The following is a 21,013-nucleotide window of genomic DNA, read 5'->3' on the forward strand; positions in this document are numbered from 1 at the left end:
GGACCGACGGACACGGTGAACAGGGGGAACAGGGGCGATGGCGGACGTGGGGCGTGTCGGCGGGGTCCAGCACGTGCTGGTCGTGGGCGCGGGGGTGGTCGGCCTGTCGACGGCCTGGTTCCTCCAGGAGCGCGGCGTCCGCGTCACCGTCGTGGACCGGGACGGGGTCTGCTCCGGGGCCTCGTGGGGCAACGCCGGATGGCTCTCGCCGGGCCTGGCCATCCCCCTGAACGAGCCGGGCGTGCTGCGTTACGGCCTGCGCTCCCTGCTCGACCGCGACGCGCCCCTGTCGGTTCCGCCGTCCCCCTCGCCGGACCTGTGGCTGTTCCTGGCCCGCTTCGCCGCGCACTGCCGCTGGGACGCCTGGGAGAGGGCCGTACGCGCCAACCTGCCCCTCAACACCGGGGCCCTGGACGCCTTCGACGCCCTGGCCAGGGGCGGCGTGGAGACCACCGCGGTCCCCGCGCCCGTCACCGCGCTGTTCCGATCCCCGCGTTCGGCCGTCGCGCTCCTGCGCGAACTGGACCGGATCGCTGTCTCGGGGCTGGACGTGGACCACACCGCCCTCACCGGGGCGGCGGTCCGCGAGGTCCTCCCCCACGCCTCGGGGGCCGTGGGGGCGGCGGTGCGCCTGGACGGACAGCGCCACGTGGACCCCGGCGCCCTCGTCCGCAACCTGGCGGCCTCGGTGCGCGAGCGCGGCGGTCGGGTGCGCACCGGGTTCGAGGCGGTCGGCGTCGAACGGGAGGGCGGCGCGGTCGTCACCGTCTCCGGCGACGGCGAACGGCTGCGCTCGGACGCGGTCGCGGTGTGCACGGGCGCCTGGTTCGACCGGTTGGCCTCCGAGCACGGCGTGCGCGCCCGGGTCCGCGCCGGGAGGGGCTACTCCTTCACCGTCCCCACAGACGAGCCGGTGACCGGCCCCGTCTACCTGCCGGAGGCCCGCGTGGCGTGCACCCCCTACCAGGGGGCGCTGAGGGTCGCCGGAACGATGGAGTTCCGCGGCCCCGACGACGCGCTCGTCCCGCGGCGGATCGAGGCCGTCGAGCGCTCGGCCACCCCCTACCTCAGGGGGGTGCGCTGGCGGGAGCGCACCGACGCCTGGGTGGGTCCCAGACCGGTCACCTCCGACGGTGTGCCACTGGTGGGGGCCACCCGCACCCCCGGAGTCTTCGTCGCGGGCGGCCACGGCATGTGGGGGCTCACGCACGGCCCGGTCACCGGCGACCTCCTGGCCGAGCAGATCGCGACCGGCGTCAGCCCGGGCGCGCTGGAGGCGCTCGACCCGCTGCGCTGAGACCTCCTACCGCTGGCACCGGTGTCCCAGAGGGGCACCGGTCCTCGCGTGCGGGAACTCCGAACGCGGAGCCGGTGGGCGGGCCCACCCGCCCACCGGCTCCCGCTCGCGCGGGGTCCGACGTCGCGTAGAGGCGGTCGTGCCGTACGGGCAACCAGCCCCTGGGCGCGGGATTCCTGTTCCGGCGTCTGCGGCCAAGGCGTCGACGAAGGCGCCCCGCCCCGCGCACGCGGTTCCCGCCCGCCCCGCCCCGCGTCCCGGCTCCAGAGCGGGGACGTACCTGCCACGAGAAGGTGAACGATGTCCACGCTGTCCCTCACCCGGATCTACCGGTCCGACACCGGTGAGATCGCGGTGCGCTCCTGGTGCGAGCGCGCACTGGGCGGGGCCCGCGACCTGCGGTCGCCGGGGGCGGTGACCGCCGCCGGACGCGCGACTCGGGTGCACGTCCTGCCGGGCGGACCGGGGACCCCCGTCCTGCTGCTGTCCGGGGCCCTCCTGGGGTCGGCGAACCTGGTCGCGGCCGCGCGGGTGCTGAGCGCCGACCGGACCGTGCTCCTGGCCGACCTGCCCGGACACCCGGGCACGAGCGACTCCCGGCGCCCCCTGCTCGGCCGGGCGGACGCCTACGGCTCCTGGCTGGACGCGCTGTTACCCCGGGTGACCTCCGAACCGGTGATCCTGCTCGGGCACTCCACGGGTGCCGCGGCCGCCCTGGCGGCGACGCCCTCACCGCTGGTGGCGGGGCTCGTGCTGGTCGGTCCGGCGGGCCTGGCGGCCCCCGTCATGGACGGGGAGAGGCTGCGCGCCACGTTCTCCTGGCGGCTCTCACCGGGCGAGCGGACCAGTTCGCGGCTCCTTGGCCTGCTCAGCGGGCCCGTCGCCGCGGGCCGCGCGACCCACGCGCTCACGGAGTGGGCGACCCTGGTCGGACGGCACTGCCGCCCCAGCCCGGTCCCGGGCATACTGCGGGGCGAGGACTTCCGGGACTGGTCGGGCACGCCCGTCACGGTGGCCACCGGGGCCCACGACCGCGTCTTCACACCCTCGCTGCTGCGCGGCGCGGTGCGCAGACTCCTGGGCACCGACGTGCGCACGATCGCGAGCGCGGGCCACCTCGCACTCCACGAGGCGCCCGCGCGCGTTCGCGACCTGCTGCGGGAGGTCGCCTGACCGGGAAGTCAGCCGATCTCGGCCATGACCTCGTCGGGGATGTCGGCGTTGGTGAAGACGTTCTGCACGTCGTCGGAGTCCTCCAGCGCGTCCACCACCCGCATGACCTTCTTGGCGGTCTCGGCGTCGACCGGGACCTCCATGGTCGGCAGGAAGCTGGAGTCGGCGGAGTCGTACTCGATGCCCGCCTCCTGGAGCGCGGTGCGCACGGCGACCAGGTCGGTGGCCTCGCAGACGATCTCGAAGACGTCGCCCAGGTCCTCGACCTCCTCGGCACCGGCGTCCAGCACCGCCAGGGTCACGTCGTCCTCGGTGGTGCCCTCCTTGGACACGATGACGACGCCCTTGCGGTTGAAGAGGTAGGACACCGAACCGGCGTCGGCCATGTTGCCGCCGTTGCGGGTCACGGCCACGCGCACCTCGGAGGCGGCGCGGTTGCGGTTGTCGGTCAAGCACTCCACCAGCAGGGCGACGCCACCGGCGGCGTAGCCCTCGTACATGATGGTCTGCCACTCGGCGCCGCCCGCCTCCTCACCGGAGCCGCGCTTGCGGGCGCGCTCGATGTTGTCGAGCGGCACGGAGTTCTTGCGCGCCTTCTGGATGGCGTCGTAGAGCGTGGGGTTCCCGTCGGGGTCTCCACCGCCGGTCCGCGCGGCCACCTCGATGTTCTTGATCAGCTTGGCGAAGAGCTTGCCGCGCTTGGCATCGATGACGGCTTTCTTGTGCTTGGTGGTGGCCCACTTGGAGTGGCCGCTCATGAATGTCCTTTCACGATGTCGACGAAGAGGCGGTGGATGCGCGTGTCGCCGGTCAGTTCGGGATGGAAGGACGTGGCCAACAGGCCGCCCTGCCGTACGGCGACGATCCTACCGGCCTCGTCGGGGCCGGGCACTGCGCCGAGCACCTCGACCCCGGACCCGACCGACTCCACCCAGGGCGCGCGGATGAACACCGCGTCGAAGGGGTCGCCCCCCAGGCCGTCGATGTCCACGGCGGCCTCGAAGGACTCGGTCTGGCGTCCGAACGCGTTGCGGCGCACCGTCATGTCGATCCCGCCGACGGTCTGCTGGTCGGCGGTCCCGCCCAGGATGCGGTCGGCGAGCATGATCATCCCGGCGCACGTGCCGTAGGCGGGCATCCCCGCGGCGATCCGCTTGCGCAGCGGTTCCATCAGGCCGTAGCGCACGGCCAGCTTGGACATGGTGGTGGACTCCCCGCCGGGGAGGACCAGCCCGTCCAGGGCGTCGAGCTGGTCGGGGGAGAGCACCTTCACGGTGTGCGCGTCCAGGGCCTGGAGCGCGCGCAGGTGTTCGGCGACGTCGCCCTGGAGGGCGAGGACGCCGATGGTGGGTGTGGCGGTCAAGTACGGCCTCACTCGTGGACGTAGGCTCGTGTTCTGTCGAGCGCGTGTGGCGGGGCCGGCTGCGGCCCCGCCACCCGAACGACGGACGCGGGAGGCGTCCGCCGGGCGGCGGCTACCAGCCGCGGCCGGCGTAGCGCTGGGAGTCGGACAGCTCGTCCAGGTTGATGCCGACCATGGCCTCGCCCAGGCCGCGGGACACCCGCGCGATGACCGCGGGGTCCTCGTAGTGCAGGGTGGCCTGCACGATGGCGTCGGCGCGCTTGGCCGGGTCGCCGGACTTGAAGATTCCCGAACCGACGAACACGCTCTCGGCGCCGAGCTGGCGCATGAGCGCGGCGTCGGCCGGGGTGGCCACGCCTCCGGCGGAGAACAGCGGGACGGGGAGCTTGCCCAGCGCCGCCACCTCCTTGACGACCTCGTAGGGGGCGCGCAGCTCCTTGGCCGCGCCGAACAGCTCCGCCTCGTCCAGGGTGCCCAGGCGCCGGATCTCACCGCGGATGGAACGCATGTGGCGGGTGGCCTCGACGACGTTGCCGGTTCCGGCCTCGCCCTTGGAGCGGATCATGGCCGCGCCCTCGGCGATGCGGCGCAGCGCCTCGCCCAGGTTGGTGGCCCCGCACACGAAGGGGACGGTGAAGGCCCACTTGTCGATGTGGTGGGCCTCGTCGGCCGGGGTGAGGACCTCGGACTCGTCGATGAAGTCGACGCCGAGCGACTCCAGGACCTGGGCCTCGACGAAGTGGCCGATGCGGACCTTGGCCATGACCGGGATGGAGACGGCCTCGACGATGCCGTCGATCATGTCGGGGTCGGACATGCGGGCGACGCCGCCGTCCCTGCGGATGTCGGCGGGGACGCGCTCCAGGGCCATGACCGCGACGGCTCCGGCGTCCTCGGCGATCTTGGCCTGCTCGGGCGTGACGACGTCCATGATGACGCCGTTCTTGAGCTGCTCGGCCATGCCGCGCTTGACACGCTCGGTACCGACGGCGTTGTCGGAGGTGTTCGGTGCGTTGTTGGCCACGGTGGTGGACTCCCGTTGTCTCGGTTCTGCTGAGGGCTGCTCTCGGGCAGCGGAGTCGGCGGCCCCACGAGGCGGTACGCGGACACCGTCGGCGCCGCGCACCCTGGTCGACCAGCCCCCCATCCTACTTCCACCCCCTTTCGAGGGTTTTGGCCAGATCGGTGTTTTCCCGGGGCCCGTATCTACGGGGTGTCGGGGCCGACGGGGAGGATCGGGATCCGCGGCGGCTGGTCGTCGATCTCGAAGAAGTCCGGCAGGGGCGCCGTGCCCGCCAGGCGGAACGTCCGGACGAGCCGGGAACGGCGGGCGCGGCGGGTGTCGGAGACCGCGCCGTTGTAGAACGTGCGGGCCATGTGAACGCCCTTGGCGGCGGCCTCCACCTCGATCAGATGGGGCCGCAGCATGTCAGAACGCCCGAGTGGCCCCGGAGATTCCAGTGCCGCGCGCAGCGTGCGCGACAGCGCGCTCTCGGCCAGCTCGCGCTGCCGGTCGCGCGCTCCGTCGGCGGCAGCGGCGGCCCCGGGCAGGGCGCGCGTGGCGTCGGTGCCGTCGGCGGCGGCCAGCGCCGACGCGGCGGCCAGGCGCCGCTCCAGGGCGGCCTCCAGGGCCGCGCGTGCGGTGTCGACCCGGTGGTGCAGGCGGTGCAGGCGGTTGGCCCGCCAGGAGAGGTAGAAGCCGAACAGCACCAGGGCCAGGAGGATGCCGACGACGGTGGCGGCGAAGAGGACGTCCTCGGTCAGGGCCGCTCACCCCGCTCCGCGGGGCCGGGCGTGCGCGGCACCGGGGCGGGTGCCTCGGCAGCGGACGCCACCGCTGCGACGGCCCCGGTCACGTCGTCCCCCGGCGCAGCAGGGCGGTGGCCCGGTGTCCGCCGTCCAGGCCCACCCCGGCGGAGTGGCCGTCCCCGTCCCACAGCAGGACGGTCCGGTAGACGTGGGCGACGTCGGCTGCCACGGTGTCCCAGTCGTAGGCGCGCACGGCTCGGCGGGCCGCGCGCGAGAGCTCTGCACGCCTCCCGGGGGCGTCCAGCAGCGCACCGGCGCGTTCGGCCAGGTGGGCGGGGTCCCCCGCGGCGAACAGCTCCCCGGCGGCACCGCCGTCCAGGACCGCGGCGAAGGCGGGGATGTCGCTGGCCGCGATGGCCGCGCCCGAGGCCATCGCCTCGGTCAGCACGATGCCGAAGCTCTCCCCGCCCAGGTTGGGCGCGCAGAACACGTCGGCGGAGTGGTAGGCGCGCGCCTTGTCGGCGTCGTCCAGGCGCCCGAGCAGCACGACGCGTTCGCGCAGGTGCCCGGGGACGGCCTCCATGGCGGCCGAGGCGTCGCCGGGACCGGCCACCATCAGGCGCAGTCCGGGCCGTTCGGGGGCCATGAGCACGAAGGCCTCCAGCAGGACGCCCAACCCCTTGCGGGGTTCGTCCAGACGGCCCAGGAAGCCGATCGAGCCGCCTTCCCCCGGCCAGCCGGGCAGGGGTTCGGCGTGCGCGAACCTGCGCACCGCCACCCCGTTGGGGATGAGCACGGCGTCGCCGCCCAGGTGTTCGACCAGGGTGCGCCGGGCGGCCTCGGACACGGCGATGCGGCCGTTGATCTTCTCCATCGCCGAACGCAGCGCCGGGGAGCTCACCGCCATCGCCCGCGACCGGGGGTTGGCGGTGTGGAAGGTGGCCACCACGGGGCCGTCCGCCGCCCAGCACGCCAGCAGCGAGACGCTCGGCGCGGAGGGCTCGTGGATGTGCAGGACGTCGAACCCGCCCTCGGCGATCCACCGGCGCACCCGCGAGGCGGCCCTGGGGCCGAAGGTGAGCCGGGCCACCGAGCCGTTGTAGGGCACCGGGACCGGTCTTCCGGCGGGAACGAGGTAGTCCGGCAGGGCGCCGGTGGCCGCCTCGCCCACCGGCGCCAGTACCGACACCTCGTGCCCCATGCCGGTGAGCGCCTCGGCGAGGTCGCCGACGTGCTGCTGCACCCCGCCTGGGACGTCCCAGGCGTAGGGGCAGACCAGGCCGACCCGCATGCCCACGGTCACCCGTTCCGTTCGTCTCGTCCGGGGGGCCTCGCCCCGCTGCCTTGAGGGGCCCCTACCCCGTTCGCCGCGGTGAACCCGTCCCGCGTGCCCGGTGCGGTGCCGTCGCCCGGCCCGTCCCGCGTGGTGCTCTCGTCCGCCGCCAGAGGCGCAGCGGTCTCCGCGGTCGCCACGCGCGCGGCGCGCGCGTGGTCGGCGCTGAACACCGGCTGGAGCATGTGCCAGTCCTCGGGGTGCTCGGCGATCGCCCCCTCGAAGACGCGGACCAGCTCCTGGGTAGTGGCCTGGACCCGCTCGGCGCGGGTGGCACCCCCGGAGACGGGGATCTCGTCGTGGACCCGGATGTTCCAATACGGGCCGTCGTACCACAGCGAGACCGGCATGAGGGCGGCGCCGGTGTTGAGGGCCAGCGCGGCGGGCCCGGCGGGCACGCGCGCACGCTCCCCGAAGAAGTCCACCTCCAGGCCGGTGCCGCTGATGTCGCGGTCGGCGAGCAGGCACACCAGTCCGCCCTCGCGCAGCCGCCGGGCCAGGGTGCCCACGGTGTTCGAACCTCCGGTCAGCGGCAGCACCTCCATGCCCAGGGACTCCCGGTAGGCGGTGAAGCGCTGGAACAGGCTCTCGGGGCGCAGCCGCTGCGCGACGGTGGTCAGGGGGGTGCCCCTCAGGGCGATCCAGGCTCCGGCGTGGTCCCAGTTGCCCATGTGGGGCAGGGCGGCGACCACGCCTCGGCCCGATCGGACGTGCTGCTCCAGGACCTCGATCCCGGTGGCGCGGGTCCGGCCCAGGACGTACTCCTCACTCATCGCGGGAAGGCGGAACATCTCGTAGTAGTAGCGCATGTAGGAGCGCATGCCCGCGCGGGAGAGCGCGCGCAGCTGGGCGTCCGTGGCCCCGGGGCCGACCAGGCGCCTCAGGTTGCGCTCCAGGCCGCGCGTGCTCTCGTCGTGGGCGCGCCAGGAGCGGTCGGCCAGGCGTCGGAACAGCGCCCGCCCCGCGCTCTCGGGCGTGCGGCGGATCATCGCCCACCCCGCCGTGTAGGCCAGGTCGGCCGTGCGTTCGTCCACGTCGTCTCCCCGTTCGCCGTTCTCCCCGTTGCCTGGTGCCCTCAGGCTTCGCCGGTCCCCGCGGCGCCCTCGACGTAGTCGGGGTCGTTGAGGCGGGCGCGGGTCTCCACCAGGCGCTGGAGGACGGTGAGAAGGCTCATCGCGGCAAGCAGCCACAGGCCGCCCGCGAGGACGTAGGGCACGTCCAGGCCGCCGAGGCCCACGGCGACGAGGATGACCACCAGGCGCTCGGTGCGCTCGGCGACGCCGACGTCGCAGTTGACGCCCAGGCCCTCGGCGCGCGCCTTGATGTAGGACACCATGAAACCGCTGACCAGGCAGAAGAGGGTGAGTCCGGCGAGCAGGGGGTCGTCGCCCCCACCGATGAACCACCACAGGAGCCCGGAGAGGATGGCGGCGTCGGCCACCCGGTCGAGGCTGGAGTCGAGGAAGGCGCCGAACGCGCTGGCGCTGTCGCGGGCCCTGGCCACGGCCCCGTCGAGCATGTCGAAGAGCACGAAGACCGTGACGACGACCGACCCGGCGTACAGCTGCCCCTGCGGATAGAAGAACAGGGCGCTGACGACGACGCCGAGGGCGCCGACGATGGTGACGATGTTCGGTGTGAGGCCGAGTCGGGCCAGACTCCGGCCGAGCGGAGTGGTGACCCGGGAGACCATGGGGCGAAGGATTCTCAGCATGTCTTCTTGGAATCGTAGGGCGGGAACGGTCGTGGAGGTGGGAACCGCACCGGCGGGGGCGGGGGTCCACCGAGGAGGTGGGAGCCCGACTGCGGGAGTCGGGAGCTCGCGGAAGTCGGAATCGCGCGGGCGGGGCGGCTCGGGCGGACTGGACGGGTTGGGCGGGCGGGGCCGCGCGGGTGGGCTAGCGGGAGGGCGGAGCGGCGTCCGGGGGCGTTTCGCGTGCTCCCGCGGGTGCGGCCTACTCTGTGGGCCAGTGCGCGGCCAGCTTGGACCGGGTCTGCTCCAGCATCTCGGGCAGCACCTTGGTCAGACCGATCACGGGCATGAAGTTGGCGTCGCCTCCCCAGCGGGGGACGATGTGCTGGTGCAGGTGGGCCGCGATCCCGGCACCGGCCGCGTCGCCGAGGTTCATGCCGACGTTGAAGCCCTGCGGTCCGTAGGCCGCGCCCAGCGCACGGATGCCCGCCTGGGTGAGGGCGGCCACCTCCGCGGTCTCCTCCTCGTCCAGGGCGGTGTAGTCGGACACGTGGCGGTAGGGGCAGATCAGGATGTGGCCGCTGTTGTAGGGGTAGAGGTTGAGAACCGCGTAGGCCGACTTGCCACGGGCGACCACGAGTCCCTCGGGGTCGGACAGTCCGGGGGCTAGGCAGAAGGGACACCCGTCCTCGGGGCGCGAGCCGCTGGGCTTGCCCTCGCCCTTGATGTAGGCCATGCGGTGCGGTGTCCACAGCCGCTCCCAGCCGTCGGGGCTCCCCGTCCCCACGGCGGGAGGGTCGCCGGGAACGTCTCCGTGCTCGTCGTCGGCACCGCGCATGGCTCGTCCGTTTCCGTCGCCTGTCCGTACTCTCTCGCGCCTCCAGCATAGAAGCGCGACGGCGACCGCGGGCCGACCCCGGCCCGGTCTGTGGACAACTCCGCGGGCATCCGAGGGTGTCCGCGGGAACCAACGGGGACCGGTCGGGCCTGTCACGGCCGCCGGTGTACCAACGCGCGGAGGGCGGCCGGAGTGCCCGTCCGGGCGGGTGTTCGCCTCGGGGCCGAGATCGGCGTGACACGGGCGGGTGCCGCGCCAGACGGGCGGGGGCGGCCGGGTGGGTTCCTCAGCGCACCTCGCCCTGCGGGGCCGACGGTTCCTGGTCGCTGACGCAGGCACCGTCACGCTCCACGCCAACCCCCACGGGCGAGCGGCCACAGGACGTTCCACCCCGGCCCTCCACGGCGCACCGCCGCTGCGCCCTCTACGGGCGGGTGGCTGCGTCCCTACAGCTCCAGCAGGGTGCGCAGGTGGCGCGGGGGCGGGCTGCCGTGGGCGAGCATAGCGTCGTGGCGCTCGCGCTCGGTGAGCGCGGGCCGGGCCAGGGCGAGGTCGCTGGCGATGTCGGAGACCTCCGCGTAGCCCACGTAGTAGGTGGACAGCTGGGCGCTGGTGAGCTGGGCGCGGCGCCACTTGCCGACGGCCTCGCCCTCCTCCTGGTGCCCGCGCTGGGTCATCAGGGAGATCGCCTCGGCCTCGGTGATGTCGCCGGTGTGCAGGCGCACGTCCAGGATCGCGTTGATGATCATCCGCAGGCGCATCTTGAGCTGCACCAGGCGCAGCGCCAGGTCCTCGCGCCGGTCGCCGGACCAGCCGTGGCGGGCCAGCACCTCCTCGGCGTAGACCGCCCAGCCCTCCACGAAGGTGCCGCTCCACAGGGCCCGGCCCACCCGGGTGCCGCCCTCGTGCCGGGCGGCGTGGGCGAGCTGGAGCGCGTGACCCGGAACGGCCTCGTGGGCCATGAGGTCGCGCAGCATGACCGCGTTGTACTCGCGGAAGAAGGACTCCCGGCGCTCGGCGGGCCAGTCCTCGGGCGGCGGGGCCACCGCGACCAGGGTCGGCTGCTCCCCGGACCCCGGGTCGAGGGGGCCGGGGGGCTCGCAGTAGGCCACCGACACCCCGCGGCGGGCCTCGGGCATCGGCACGATCCGGACCGGGTCGTCGTGGACCGTCACGATGTCCAGGGCGCGCACCCGCTCGTTCAGGTGCAGGAGGGCGTCGGCGCAGGCGGGGCGGACGGTGTCGGCGTCGGTGGCGCCCCGTGCGGCCAGCTCGGCGAGCGCCTCGGCCACCCCCTCCCGGCGGCGCGCCCCGCCCAGGTACTCCGCCGCCGCCTCTGCGATCGCCTCCTCCGTGGCCAGCAGGTCGCTCTCGGCGCGCACCAGCAGCGCCTCGGGCGAGAGCTCGGAGTCGAGGGTGTACCAGAGCTGGGCGGCGAAGTCGCGCTCGCCCAGACGGGGGTCGGCGGTGGCGGTCTCCAGACGGTCCCGCAGCCAGGCGGCGTGTTCCTCCACGGCGGCCAGGGCGGCCTCGCGGGCCGGTTCCAGGGCGGGGGGCGCCGCTCCCGAGGGCACGTCGCAGACCAGCATGGCACGGGCCCCGGCCGTCTGGGCCAGGGCCGTCTCCACGTGCACGCGGGACATGCCGGGGCCCTCCGACAGGCGCGAGCGCGCGGTGGCGAGGTGGTCGGGCAGGGCCGCGCAGCGCGCGGCGAGCGCCGACAGGCGTTCGGGGAGTGGCAGGACCTCGCGCTCCACGAGGGCGTGCAGGGCCTCGCCCGGCGAGTACAGCAGCGGGTCCCACGTGTGCGGGCGCAGTTCCGCGGTGTGCCACAGGTCGGCGCTGACGCGGGTACGCAGCACCTCCAGGTCGACCCGGTCACCGGCGGGGATGAGGTCGGGGTCGATCTCGTCAAGGGAGCCGAGGGCGTCGGTGAGCACGGAGACGCGGCGCACGTCGGCCTCGACCGAGCGGTCGGACAGGCGGGAGGCGCCACGGGTGTCTCCCAGGTCCAGCGCCCACTCGGGGGCGTCGTGGAGCAGGGAGTCGAGCACGCGCTCGGCCACCTCGCGGAACCGCCGGGTCATCGCCCCCGGGTCGGGCTGGGAGGAAGAGCTCATGGCGCCATGATGCCAGCACGGACGCCCGGTTCCCGTCCGACGGGAACCGGGCCGTGCTCTGTGCGGGACCCCGGCCCGGGTGGCCCTCCTAGCGCCAGGAGCTCTGGCCGCCCGTGGAAGTGGGCTGTCCGGCCGCGCCCTCGGGGTCCCCCACCGTGATGGCGTGCTCGACGAGGGTGATGAGCGTCGACTTGGTGGAGGCCTTGTCACGGGCGTCCACCTGGACGATCGGGATCTCCGGGCTGAGCGTCAGCGCGTCCCGGACCTCGTCGGCCGCGTGGGGGTAGTAGCCGTCGAACCCGTTGATCCCCACGATGAAGGGCAGACGCGCCTCCTCGAAGTAGTCGATCGCGGGGAAGCAGTCCGCCAGACGGCGGGTGTCCACCAGGACGACGGCGCCGATGGCGCCCTTGACCAGGTCGTCCCACATGAACCAGAACCGGTGCTGTCCGGGGGTGCCGAACAGGTACAGGATCAGGTCGGAGTCGAGGGAGACTCGGCCGAAGTCCATCGCCACGGTGGTGGTCTGCTTGTCCGGCGTCTTGGCGAGGTCGTCCACCCCGACGCTGGCGCTGGTCATGACCGCCTCGGTGGTCAGCGGCACGATCTCGGAGACGGAGCCAACGAATGTCGTCTTCCCGACACCGAAGCCCCCGGCGACGACGATCTTGACCGACGTCATCGCGTTCCCCCCAGCACCGCCTTCCTCGGCTGGGCTAGAGCTTGCGAAGTCCACTGAGCACCCTTTCAAGCAGGTTGGTGTTGGGACGGGCGTCGTTGTTGAGCGAGGACCTGATCTGGACCAGTCCCTGCTCGGACATGTCCGCCACAAGCACCCGCGCCACACCGAGCGGCATCCGCAACAGCGCGGAGATCTCCGCCACGGAACGCCATTCCCGGCACAGGTCGCTGATCGCCTGCCATTCGGGCGTCAGCGTCCCAGACTCGTTGCGGGCCGCCGCGGTGGCCGAGATCAGGGCTTCCAGGGGAAGCTGCGACTTCGGCTTGGTGCGGCCCTTGGTCACCGCGTAGGGACGGACCAGAGAACTGGGCGCGCTCCCCGCAGCGGATCGTTGGTCGTACGGTTGTTGGATTGGTCGGGGAACATCTCCGCCGCCCGGAACCGCCGGCATTCCCCCCGTGGGGGGACCGCTCGGCTGTTGTCCGAACCACGAGGCGCTCCCGGCATCTCTACTGTGAGGTGCCACCACTTCCTCCTGTCGGTGGTGGTTCAGTGGATTCCCGAGGTGCGCGCCGTTGGTGTCAGCGCCCGCCCCGCCCGCTCGACGAGCAGGGTCATCTCGTACGCGACCAGGCCCAGGTCGCTCTCAGCCGACGCCAGGACCGCCAGGCAGGAGCCGTCGCTGATGGCCATGATGAGCATCAGCCCCCGCTCCATCTCCACGACGGTCTGGGCGACCGCTCCACCCTCGAACACCCGGGCAGCGCCCTGCGTCAGGCTCGACAGACCGGAGGCGATGGCCGCCAGCTGGTCGGCCCGGTCCGCTGGGAAGCCCGCCGACGAGGCCAACGGAAGGCCGTCAGAGGAGACGACGATCGCGTGGGCTACGTCGGGGACGCGGTCGGCAAAGTCAGTGATCAACCAGTTGAGTTCATTCACCTGTCGACTCATCTGATCTCCTGTCCAGTTTCGCCGGCTGGTCTCTGGGCACTGCTACCGCCGGCACGGCATGTGACAGCACTGCCTCTACGAACTGCCCGGCCCCTCCCGTGGGGGTGGCCGGGAGTCTGGTGTTCTGCTCTCGTCGAGCTGTGGGTAAGACGCGTCCGAGAAGCTCGGTAGATGCTATTGCATCCAGCCCCCGGGATTAAGGGGGACCCCGTCCCGCCAGGTTCCACTGAGGTCACCCCTCCGTCGAGCCTTCCCCGAGCCGGTCCCGTCCCTCGCGGACGCCCTTCTGGAAACCGGAGAAGCGGTTGCGGACGCGGTCCGCGCTGCGCGTGGGCATCTGCTTGAAGTTCTCCGGCTTGGGCGCCGTCCCCGGAACAAGGTTTGCCTTGGGAACGCGTTTTGGCAAGCCCGAGGTGGTCAGTCCGTCCGCCTTGGGCTCCGCCGCGGTCCGCGCGGCCTTCCAGCCGCGGTCGGCCTCGGAGGTCCACTCCTGGGTGGAGCGGGGCGCCTGGTCGGTGCTGGCCGGGGGGCGCTGCTCCTGGGCCGCCGGGACCTGCCGGATCGGGCCGGTCTCGGTCGTGTCCACCGTGGGGCCGCCGCTGCGGCGCTTGAACCAGTTGGACTCGATCGCGTCGAAGATCGGCAGCGAGTCGCTCTCCGCACCCGACGGGGTGGGCGGCACGACGGTGTTGTTCGGCCCCTGGGCGCCACCGTAGCGGCGGGAGAGGTAGGCGGTCGAGCCGTACCCCTCGCGGGAGTCGATACCGCCGGAGCGCCAGTTTCCGCCGTCCTGGGACGAGGGGACCGCCGGGAAGGTCTCGGTGTTGTCGTCGCGCTCGCGGGCCGCGGGGCGCTCGTGGGCGCCGGTGTCGCGGCCGCCGAACGCGTGGCCCGAGCCGTTGTCGGAGAAGGCTCCGCTGCCCGAGGACGCGCCGTTGCCGGCGGGGGCTCCGGTGTGGCCGCCCGAGTGCGCGCCCGCGCCGCCGAACGCGTCGTAGGACTCGTTCGCCGTGGAGCGGAACGCGCCGGTGTCGGTGGCGGGCCGGCGGAACTCGCCGGTGTCTCCGGTGGGGCGGCGGAAGGCGCCCGTGTCGGAGGGCCTGCTGAAGGACCCGGTGTCCGACGAGCGGCCCACGGAGCCGCCGCCGAGGGAGTCGCCGCGGGGGCTCGGGTCGAAGAAGTTGCGTCCGCCGGTCTCGGGCTGCGGGCGCTGGGGCTCGTCGTCCTCGGAGGCGTCGTAGGGGTCGACCACGGGACGGCCGTTGGCGCCGCCGGGGGAACCTCCGGTGGTCCCGGCTCCCCTGGTGGTGTCCCACACCGAACCGGTGCTGGTGTTGCCCCACAGGTCCTGGCCGCTGGGCGGGTGCTCCTCGGTGTGGGATCCGGTGGGCTGGCGCCTGGGCAGGCCGCCCAGGTCGCCGGGGACGCTGCCGCTCTCCTGGGTCTGCCATGGGTCGTTCGGCTCGACGGGCGCCGGGGTGGAGGCGAAGGCCGCCTCGGCGTCGGCGTAGGTGTTGGGCGCGCCCGAGGTGAGCTCGGGGCGGCTGTCCGCGCCGCCCAGGGCGTGCTGGCCCTCGACCGGGGTGATCAGCAGGTCGGGCGGGAAGATGACGTGCGCGGTGGTTCCGCCGCCGTGGGCCTCCTCCAGGCGCAGCTTGACGCCGTGGCGGTGGGCCAGGCGCGAGACCACGAACAGGCCCATGCGGCGCGAGACCGCGACGTCGATGACCGGCGGGGCGGCCAGGCGGGCGTTGATCGCCGCCATGTCCTCGGGCGCCATGCCGATGCCGCTGTCGGTGACGTCGACCTGGACACCGCCGTTGTCGAGGGTCTTGGCGCTGACCAGGACCTCGGTGTCGTGCGGGGAGAACGAGGTGGCGTTCTCCACCAGCTCGGCGACCAGGTGGATGACGTCGTTGACGGGGCGGCCGAGCACCGAGATGTGGGAGGGGGCGCGCACGTTGACGCGCTCGTACTGCTCGACCTCGGAGACGGCGCCGCGCAGGACGTCGACCAGCGGGACGGGCTGGGCCCACTTGCGGGTGTTGTCCTGGCCGGACAGGACCAGCAGGTTCTCGTTGTTGCGGCGCATGCGCGTGGCGAGGTGGTCCAGCTGGAACAGGTCGGAGAGGCGGTCGGCGTCCTGCTCGGACTGCTCCAGGCCGTCGATGAGGCGCAGCTGCCGTTCCACCAGGGTCTGGCTGCGGCGGGACAGGTTGACGAACATCGCGTTGACGTTGCTGCGCAGTGCGGCCTCGTCGGAGGCCAGGGTGAGCGCGACGCGGTGGACGTCGTCGAAGGCGCGGGCCACCTCGCCGATCTCGTCGTGCGTGTCGACCTCGATCGGGGTGACCTTGACGTTCTCGGGGACCGTCCCGGCCTCCTGCATCCGGTTGATCGCGTCGGGCAGGTCGCGCTCGGCGACCCGGCGCGCGCCGTCCTCCAGTGCGCGCAGGGGGCGCACCAGGGAGCGGACCACGAGGGAGGTGAGGACGAAGACCGCCAGAAGCACGGCCGCGACGACGAAGAGGTCGATCAGGGCGCGGCCCATGGCCTCGTCGCGCAGGGAGTCGGCGTCGGCCGCGATGCCCTCGGCGATGCCCTCCTCGACCGTCTGGAGGCGTCCCAGGGCCACGTCGGCGATCTCGCGGTAGTCCTCGGGGCCGTCGTTGGCGGTCACACCGGTGAGGTCGTCGCCGCGGTCGGCGCGGTACATCACGCGCATGCGCATCGTGGAGACCTGGCTGACCTCCAGGCCGGTGAAGTTGTCGTCGAAGATCTGCCGCTGCTCCTCGGAGGCGGCCTGGACGAAGTTGGAGATCTCGCTCTCGTAGCGGGCGCGCGCGGAGTCGATGGCCTCGGCGATACCGCCGGTCATCGTGTTGCGGGCCAGGGAGTGGCCCATCAGCGCGGTCTCGTAGGAGAGCTGGTCCCGGGCGGTGGACAGCGCGGTCAGCGTGCGCACGCTCTCGCGCAGGTCGGTGTCGCCGGTCTCGTCCGCCATCGTCTGGTTGAACTCGGTCATCGAGCGGGTGATCGTGCGGTACTTGGTGACCACCGGCAGGACGGTGATACGGGTCTCGTCGACCTCGGTGCGCAGGGCGTCCAGCGTGGAGAGCTGGGTGCGCATGCTGGTCAGGCGGCTCGTGGCGGTCTCGTTGTCCACCTCGCCCATGTCGTCCAGGCGGGCGGTGAGGGTCTGCTGCAGATCGCGGGAGGCGTCGCGCTCCTCCTCCATCCGCTGGCGCAGCTCGTCCGAGCGCCGGGCGGGGTCGGCGTTGTCGGAGATGTAGACCGCGCTGGCGCTGCGCTCGTGGCCGAGCTGGTTGGCCAGCTCCACGATGAGGACGCCGACCTCGGCGCGGTCCTGGATGTGCGCGTGGGTGACGGTGGAGACCGCCGCCTCGTAGACCCGCAGGCCGCCGAGTACCAGGGCTACCGCGGTGGGGATGACGATGAGGGCCACCAGTCGGGAGCGCACCCGCCAGTTACGTGGCCGCCACCAGTCGGCTCTGCGCTTGGGCGTGGCATCGGCATGTTCGGCCTGCGCTGCCTCGCTCTGCGCGCCGGCCCCGTTTTTCGTCGCTCGTGTCGACACGGACCCTCGCAACCTTTCGTGTCACCGCTTCGAGCGGCTGGTTGGACCCCAGGGGTTGACCGCTCCGTCCGAAGGCTCTTCGGGGAAACCGGTACAGACCAGGAGGTCCGCCGAGCCGGAAGCGGCGGGAATGTGGGGAGATGTGAAGACTGTCCGCTGGACTCGCCTGGGATGAGAGGAGCCGCGCACCCGAAGATCTCCGTAGGTGCGCGTGCGGTGGATAGCGTACCAATGGGCGCGAAGGACTCGCTTCGGCTGTTTGACGGCGATCGGCGGGATCTTCTTCCCCCGAACGGTACATAATGCCCGCCATTGTCGGCATTATGGCCGATGCAGCAGGTCAGGGATAGCGTCCGAAACCACCCCGGGACTGAGGTAACTTTTTGGACACACCGCCAGCTTCCCCATCAACACCCCACTGACATGACATCGTGACAAGACGGTAGACGCAGGTCCCGGGGAGGAAGCGGAAATGCGTACCTCGTCACGCCCTGAATCGAACACGCTCGGTGACATCTGGAAAGCGGAGGGTCCGGGCCGCGGGAAAACCCGCGGACCCTCCGTGCGCGCCTTTTCGGTCAGTACCGCGCTCCCGGCCGGCCTCGCGGTACTGCTCTGCCTCTCCACCGCCGCGCCCGGCGCCGCATCCGGCGGCGACTCGGCGGGAACCGCGCTGGGGAGCGTACAGGTGGAACTGGCCGCGCTGCGCGCGGGCATGGAGACGCTGCGCCGGGAGGCGTCGGAGAAGATCGAGCACTACGAGGCCGAGCGCGAACGCCTCACCGAGCTGACCGAGCGCAGCGGCGAGGCGCGGGAGCGCGCGGAAGAGGCCGACGAGCGCGGCGAGGCGGCCCGTCTGGCCGCCGCCCGGCAGGCCGCCACCGCCTACAAGGGCCGTGGGCTGGGCATGGTCACCGCCTGGGCCGGACCCGAGGGGCCCGCCGGGATGCTCGAACGGGGCGCCTACCTCACCCTGCTCGGTTCGCACCGGGAGGCCGACGTGGGCCGCGCCGAGGCAGCGCGGGTGGCCACCGACACCCTCGCCGGGATCGCCGAGACCGCGCAGGCGGAGCAGGCCGAGGCGGTCGAGGACGCCGAGAGCGCCCGGGAGGACGCGGTGGAGGCCGTAGCCGACCAGGAGGCGGCCCTGGAGGACCTGCTGGAGGAGCAGACCCGGCTGGAGGCCCGGCTCGCGGAGGTGCGCGACGCCGAGGCCGCCGAGAGGCGCCGCGAGGAGGCCCTGCGCGACGCGCGGGCGGCGAACTCCTCCGGGGGGTCGGCGGAGGCCGCCGTCACCGCCGTTTCGGCGGAGGACGAAAAAGACGACAATGGCTATTGGCACGATGATGAGAAGGAAAAGGAGGGCGGGGAGGAAATCGCGGCCGACGAAAGCGCCGGCCACGGTTGCACCGGGGGCGTCGCGACCGCGCACGCCAACGGGCGGATACCGGAGTCTGTGCTGTGCCCCCTGCCCCAGCCCGGCGAGCGGCTGCGCGCCGACGCGGCCGAGGCCTTCATCGAACTCGACGGGGACTACCGCGAGGCGTTCGGACGGCCGATGTGCGTGGCCGACTCCTACCGGCCCTACCACGAACAGGTGCGCCTGTTCCAGGAGATGCTGCCCGGCATGGCCGCCCGGCCCGGGACCAGCCAGCACGGCCTGGGCCTGGCCGTGGACCTGTGCGGCGGCGTGAACAGCCTCGGCACCGCCGAGCACCAGTGGATGCTGGCCCACGCGCCCGCCCACGGCTGGCACAACCCGCCCTGGGCCCGGGGCGGCTTCGAGCCCTGGCACTGGGAGTTCACCCCGTAGAGCCAGTTCTTCGAACCGGGTCTCAGGCACTGAGGGGTCGTCCGGGCGCCCGCGGGGTTCCGGAGGTGCCGGAGGCGGGTTTGCGAGGAACGAGCCAACCCGGTGTAGGCGCCGAAGGTTCCCGCTCTTTGGGCGCCCGAACACGGGCCGAAGCGAAGCGGAGGCCCAAGGGGAACACGCGTGTCCGCCCGCGGTCGCGGTCAGACCTGGGAACCGACCCGGACCTCGAAGGTGCCCAGGACGTCGGCGTCCACGAACAGCTCGTCGTCTGTCTCCAGCGGCGGTGTCGCCACCGGCAGCAGCGCGCGCACCCGCCCGGGGCCCGACACCAGCCACTCGTGCGCGGGGTCGGCCAGGCCGCGGCCCAACTCCCCCTCCTCCACCGAGGCGCTCACGCTCAGCGGTTGCCCGGGCAGCTCGTCGGCGGTGGTCAGCACCGGCCCCAGGGTCAGCTGAACCGGCTGCCCCTCGCCGTCCAGCCACAGGCAGGCGGGCGTGTAGGCGCTCACCGGCGCCCCTCCCCCGGCGACGGCGGCCACGCCCACGCGGGCCGACCTCGCCCGGGGCGGCACGGCGTCGTCCGAGCCCCGCACCAGTTCCGGGGGGACCCGCCAGACGTCGTCGCCCGCCCGGACCGGCACCGGCTCGGCCGGGACCAGCGGGGCGCACATGCGCGCCTCCGGCTCGACGATGATCTCGATCGGCGCGGCGACGGCGCGTTCGTGGGCCCCGGCCAGGGCGTCAGCGCCCGCCTCCAGCAGGTCGGCGAGGCGGACGGGGTCGGGGCTGCCCAGCACGTCGCCGTCGTCCAGGGCTCCGGCGCGCTCGCTGCCGCCGCTCGGCGACAGATAGGTCACCCAGCGCATGTGCTTCTCCTTGTCCACCGCGGAAGGGGCGGCGCGCCCCCGCTCAGAGGGCGGCGGTGGGACTGTGTTCCTTGCCCGTGCCCGCGCACCCGCGGCAGGGCTCGTCGACGCGGAGCCAGACGATCACCCCGCTGCCGTCGCGATGCGGCCGCTCGGGCCGCCACCAGCCCGTGCCGGAGCAGAACCGGCACTCGACGCCGTCCCGTTCGCACCATCCGCACGAGGAAATCGCACACCGGCTGTGTGTCGGCTCCCGCTCCATGCGCTCCCACCGTCTCCCGCGAAATCGCGACCAGCCTTGCACAGTCACCGCGCCGCGTCCACCCGGGAGGGCGTGAACGGGCGGGTCAGAGCGCTGCGGGAGGGCGCGTGCGCGGGCTCGGGGGGCGCCGGGAGGCCCCGCGGCTCAGCCGGACTCGCGCACGACCATGTGGGTGCCGAGCATGACGGTCTCGGCCTCCGCCGTGCGCGGGATCGCCACGTCCACCAGCAGCCGCGCCATCTCCTGCCCCATCTGCACCGTGGGCTGGTGGACGGTGGTCAGCGGCGGGTCGCTGTGCTGGGCCATGACGGTGTCGTCGTAGCCCACCAGGGCCACGTCCCCCGGCACGCTCAGACCGCGTGCGCGCAGCACGCGCAGCCCGCCGAGCGCCATCATGTCGGAGGCGGCGAACACCGCGTCGGGCTCCAGCCCGGTGTCCAGGAGCCGCTCCATCGCCTCGGCTCCCCCCTCCACGCTGAAGTCGCCCTGCACGACGAGCCGGTCGTCCACCTCCAGCCCGGCGGCGGCCATGACCTCGCGGTAGCCGCGCAGGCGCTCCACACCGGCGTTCATGTCCAGGGGGCCGGTGATGGCGGCCACCCGTCGGCAGCCGCGCTCCAGGAGGTGGCGGATGGCCATCCGGGCCCCGCCGATGTTGTCGATGTCGACGCAGTAGGGCGCGGGCTGTTCGGGCGAGTGCGGGCGGCCGCCGTGGACGACCGGCACCCCGGCCTCGGCCAGGCGGGCCGAGAGCGGGTTGTCGCTGTGCAGGGAGATCAGCAGCGCGCCGTCCACGTGGAAGCCGCTGAGGTAGTCGCCCACGCGCTTGTGCTCGGCCTCGGTCCGGGCCGTGGTGAGCATGAGCTGGAGGTCGCGCTCGTGCAGGACCGAGCTCACGCCGCGGATGATGTCGGCGAAGAAGGGGTCGGAGAACAGCCGGTCCCGGGGCTCGGAGACGACCAGCGCGATCGTGTCGGTGCGCCTGGTGACCAGGGTGCGCGCGGCCTGGTTCGGGCTGTAGCCGAGTTCGGCGATCGCGGCGTGCACGGCCTCCCGTGTGCGGGGGCTCACCTGCGCGGACCCGTTGATCACCCGCGAGACGGTCCCTCGTCCGACCCCGGCGCGCTGCGCCACCATCTCCAGGGTCGGACGCTTCCGACCAGCACCGGTCTTGGCCACTTCGAGGCTCCCTCTGGGATCGTGTCCCGCCGTACCGGGGACTGCTTCCCCGGGGCGGCGGCGTGTGCGACGGGCATCCACGGTCATACCCGCCCG

19 protein-coding genes are annotated in these 21,013 nt (G+C 73.2%); 3 read left to right on the top strand and 16 right to left on the bottom strand.

The features are described from left to right. Positions 1 to 37 precede the first annotated feature (37 nt). Complete coding sequence (locus KGD83_RS21475; protein ID WP_212640878.1) at positions 38 to 1,297, top strand: NAD(P)/FAD-dependent oxidoreductase; 1,260 nt, start codon at positions 38 to 40, stop codon at positions 1,295 to 1,297. A 300-nt stretch (positions 1,298 to 1,597) separates the two neighbouring features. Continuing rightward, entirely contained in the window at positions 1,598 to 2,470 is an 873-nt protein-coding gene (locus KGD83_RS21480) for an alpha/beta fold hydrolase (RefSeq protein WP_212640879.1), read from the top strand. An 8-nt stretch (positions 2,471 to 2,478) separates the two neighbouring features. Here the strand turns inward: KGD83_RS21480 and KGD83_RS21485 are convergent, their stop codons facing one another. The 13 genes from KGD83_RS21485 to KGD83_RS21545 all read right to left on the bottom strand — a co-directional run bounded on the left by KGD83_RS21485 (position 2,479) and on the right by KGD83_RS21545 (position 16,680). Beyond that, positions 2,479 to 3,228, bottom strand: coding sequence for a YebC/PmpR family DNA-binding transcriptional regulator (locus tag KGD83_RS21485; protein WP_212640880.1), 750 nt, complete (start codon positions 3,226 to 3,228; stop codon positions 2,479 to 2,481). After that, positions 3,225 to 3,833 (bottom strand): pyridoxal 5'-phosphate synthase glutaminase subunit PdxT, encoded by a 609-nt coding sequence (pdxT, locus tag KGD83_RS21490; RefSeq protein WP_212640881.1) that lies wholly within the window; start codon positions 3,831 to 3,833, stop codon positions 3,225 to 3,227. Before pdxT ends, KGD83_RS21485 begins: the two co-directional genes overlap by 4 nt. A 112-nt stretch (positions 3,834 to 3,945) precedes the next feature. Then, positions 3,946 to 4,857, bottom strand: a complete 912-nt coding sequence (pdxS, locus tag KGD83_RS21495) for a pyridoxal 5'-phosphate synthase lyase subunit PdxS (RefSeq protein ID WP_212640882.1) — start codon at positions 4,855 to 4,857, stop codon at positions 3,946 to 3,948. Positions 4,858 to 5,039: 182 nt separating this feature from the next. Continuing rightward, complete coding sequence (locus KGD83_RS21500; protein WP_212640883.1) at positions 5,040 to 5,543, bottom strand: hypothetical protein; 504 nt, start codon at positions 5,541 to 5,543, stop codon at positions 5,040 to 5,042. Between the two features lie 142 nt (positions 5,544 to 5,685). Next, positions 5,686 to 6,873, bottom strand: a complete 1,188-nt coding sequence (locus tag KGD83_RS21505) for a glycosyltransferase family 4 protein (protein ID WP_212644543.1) — start codon at positions 6,871 to 6,873, stop codon at positions 5,686 to 5,688. 8 nt (positions 6,874 to 6,881) lie between these two features. Further along, positions 6,882 to 7,949 carry a phosphatidylinositol mannoside acyltransferase gene (locus tag KGD83_RS21510; protein WP_212640884.1) on the bottom strand — a complete coding sequence of 356 codons (1,068 nt, stop codon included), beginning with the start codon at positions 7,947 to 7,949 and terminating at the stop codon, positions 6,882 to 6,884. Between the two features lie 41 nt (positions 7,950 to 7,990). Next, positions 7,991 to 8,608 carry a phosphatidylinositol phosphate synthase gene (gene pgsA, locus KGD83_RS21515; protein WP_212644544.1) on the bottom strand — a complete coding sequence of 206 codons (618 nt, stop codon included), beginning with the start codon at positions 8,606 to 8,608 and terminating at the stop codon, positions 7,991 to 7,993. A 262-nt stretch (positions 8,609 to 8,870) separates the two neighbouring features. Beyond that, on the bottom strand, positions 8,871 to 9,446 hold the full coding sequence (locus KGD83_RS21520; protein WP_212640885.1) for an HIT family protein: 576 nt from the start codon (positions 9,444 to 9,446) through the stop codon (positions 8,871 to 8,873). A gap of 446 nt (positions 9,447 to 9,892) precedes the next feature. Further along, positions 9,893 to 11,533, bottom strand: a complete 1,641-nt coding sequence (locus KGD83_RS21525; protein WP_212644545.1) for a DUF885 domain-containing protein — start codon at positions 11,531 to 11,533, stop codon at positions 9,893 to 9,895. A gap of 121 nt (positions 11,534 to 11,654) precedes the next feature. Continuing rightward, a complete protein-coding gene (locus tag KGD83_RS21530) occupies positions 11,655 to 12,248 on the bottom strand; it encodes a GTP-binding protein (protein ID WP_013151867.1) in 594 nt (197 codons plus the stop codon). A 34-nt stretch (positions 12,249 to 12,282) separates the two neighbouring features. Continuing rightward, a complete protein-coding gene (locus tag KGD83_RS21535) occupies positions 12,283 to 12,699 on the bottom strand; it encodes a DUF742 domain-containing protein (RefSeq protein WP_223839293.1) in 417 nt (138 codons plus the stop codon). 98 nt (positions 12,700 to 12,797) lie between these two features. Continuing rightward, the gene (locus KGD83_RS21540) at positions 12,798 to 13,199 is read right to left on the bottom strand and encodes a roadblock/LC7 domain-containing protein (RefSeq protein ID WP_013151865.1); all 402 of its coding nucleotides are present in this window, start codon (positions 13,197 to 13,199) and stop codon (positions 12,798 to 12,800) included. Between the two features lie 232 nt (positions 13,200 to 13,431). Then, the gene (locus KGD83_RS21545) at positions 13,432 to 16,680 is read right to left on the bottom strand and encodes a sensor histidine kinase (RefSeq protein WP_212644546.1); all 3,249 of its coding nucleotides are present in this window, start codon (positions 16,678 to 16,680) and stop codon (positions 13,432 to 13,434) included. A 679-nt stretch (positions 16,681 to 17,359) separates the two neighbouring features. On the opposite strand from KGD83_RS21545, the gene KGD83_RS21550 reads away from it, so the two are divergent. Continuing rightward, positions 17,360 to 18,610 carry a M15 family metallopeptidase gene (locus KGD83_RS21550; RefSeq protein ID WP_212640886.1) on the top strand — a complete coding sequence of 417 codons (1,251 nt, stop codon included), beginning with the start codon at positions 17,360 to 17,362 and terminating at the stop codon, positions 18,608 to 18,610. A 200-nt stretch (positions 18,611 to 18,810) separates the two neighbouring features. Here KGD83_RS21550 and KGD83_RS21555 read toward each other — a convergent pair whose 3' ends face one another. From KGD83_RS21555 to KGD83_RS21560, 3 genes are all read right to left on the bottom strand, one after another. Further along, positions 18,811 to 19,476: a hypothetical protein gene (locus KGD83_RS21555; RefSeq protein WP_212640887.1), complete on the bottom strand. Its 666-nt coding sequence runs from the start codon at positions 19,474 to 19,476 to the stop codon at positions 18,811 to 18,813. A gap of 43 nt (positions 19,477 to 19,519) precedes the next feature. Continuing rightward, positions 19,520 to 19,738 carry a hypothetical protein gene (locus KGD83_RS28795; RefSeq protein WP_026337935.1) on the bottom strand — a complete coding sequence of 73 codons (219 nt, stop codon included), beginning with the start codon at positions 19,736 to 19,738 and terminating at the stop codon, positions 19,520 to 19,522. Between the two features lie 144 nt (positions 19,739 to 19,882). Next, positions 19,883 to 20,917 (bottom strand): LacI family DNA-binding transcriptional regulator, encoded by a 1,035-nt coding sequence (locus tag KGD83_RS21560; protein WP_212640888.1) that lies wholly within the window; start codon positions 20,915 to 20,917, stop codon positions 19,883 to 19,885. Between the last annotated feature and the right edge of the window lie 96 nt (positions 20,918 to 21,013).

Origin of the sequence: Nocardiopsis akebiae (assembly GCF_018316795.1) — a bacterium.
GTDB classification, from domain to species: Bacteria; Actinomycetota; Actinomycetes; order Streptosporangiales; family Streptosporangiaceae; genus Nocardiopsis; species Nocardiopsis dassonvillei.

What these genes read in the sequence shown, in the direction of transcription:
- KGD83_RS21475 (WP_212640878.1), top strand. Translation starts at nt 38, where the DNA reads ATGGCGGACGTGGGGCGTGTCGGCGGGGTCCAGCACGTGCTGGTCGTG.
- KGD83_RS21480 (WP_212640879.1), top strand. Translation starts at nt 1,598, where the DNA reads ATGTCCACGCTGTCCCTCACCCGGATCTACCGGTCCGACACCGGTGAG.
- KGD83_RS21485 (WP_212640880.1), bottom strand. Translation starts at nt 3,228, where the DNA reads ATGAGCGGCCACTCCAAGTGGGCCACCACCAAGCACAAGAAAGCCGTC.
- KGD83_RS21505 (WP_212644543.1), bottom strand. Translation starts at nt 6,873, where the DNA reads ATGCGGGTCGGCCTGGTCTGCCCCTACGCCTGGGACGTCCCAGGCGGG.
- pgsA (WP_212644544.1), bottom strand. Translation starts at nt 8,608, where the DNA reads ATGGTCTCCCGGGTCACCACTCCGCTCGGCCGGAGTCTGGCCCGACTC.
- KGD83_RS21520 (WP_212640885.1), bottom strand. Translation starts at nt 9,446, where the DNA reads ATGCGCGGTGCCGACGACGAGCACGGAGACGTTCCCGGCGACCCTCCC.
- KGD83_RS21525 (WP_212644545.1), bottom strand. Translation starts at nt 11,533, where the DNA reads ATGACCCGGCGGTTCCGCGAGGTGGCCGAGCGCGTGCTCGACTCCCTG.
- KGD83_RS21530 (WP_013151867.1), bottom strand. Translation starts at nt 12,248, where the DNA reads ATGACGTCGGTCAAGATCGTCGTCGCCGGGGGCTTCGGTGTCGGGAAG.
- KGD83_RS21535 (WP_223839293.1), bottom strand. Translation starts at nt 12,699, where the DNA reads ATGCCGGCGGTTCCGGGCGGCGGAGATGTTCCCCGACCAATCCAACAA.
- KGD83_RS21540 (WP_013151865.1), bottom strand. Translation starts at nt 13,199, where the DNA reads ATGAGTCGACAGGTGAATGAACTCAACTGGTTGATCACTGACTTTGCC.
- KGD83_RS21555 (WP_212640887.1), bottom strand. Translation starts at nt 19,476, where the DNA reads ATGCGCTGGGTGACCTATCTGTCGCCGAGCGGCGGCAGCGAGCGCGCC.
- KGD83_RS28795 (WP_026337935.1), bottom strand. Translation starts at nt 19,738, where the DNA reads ATGGAGCGGGAGCCGACACACAGCCGGTGTGCGATTTCCTCGTGCGGA.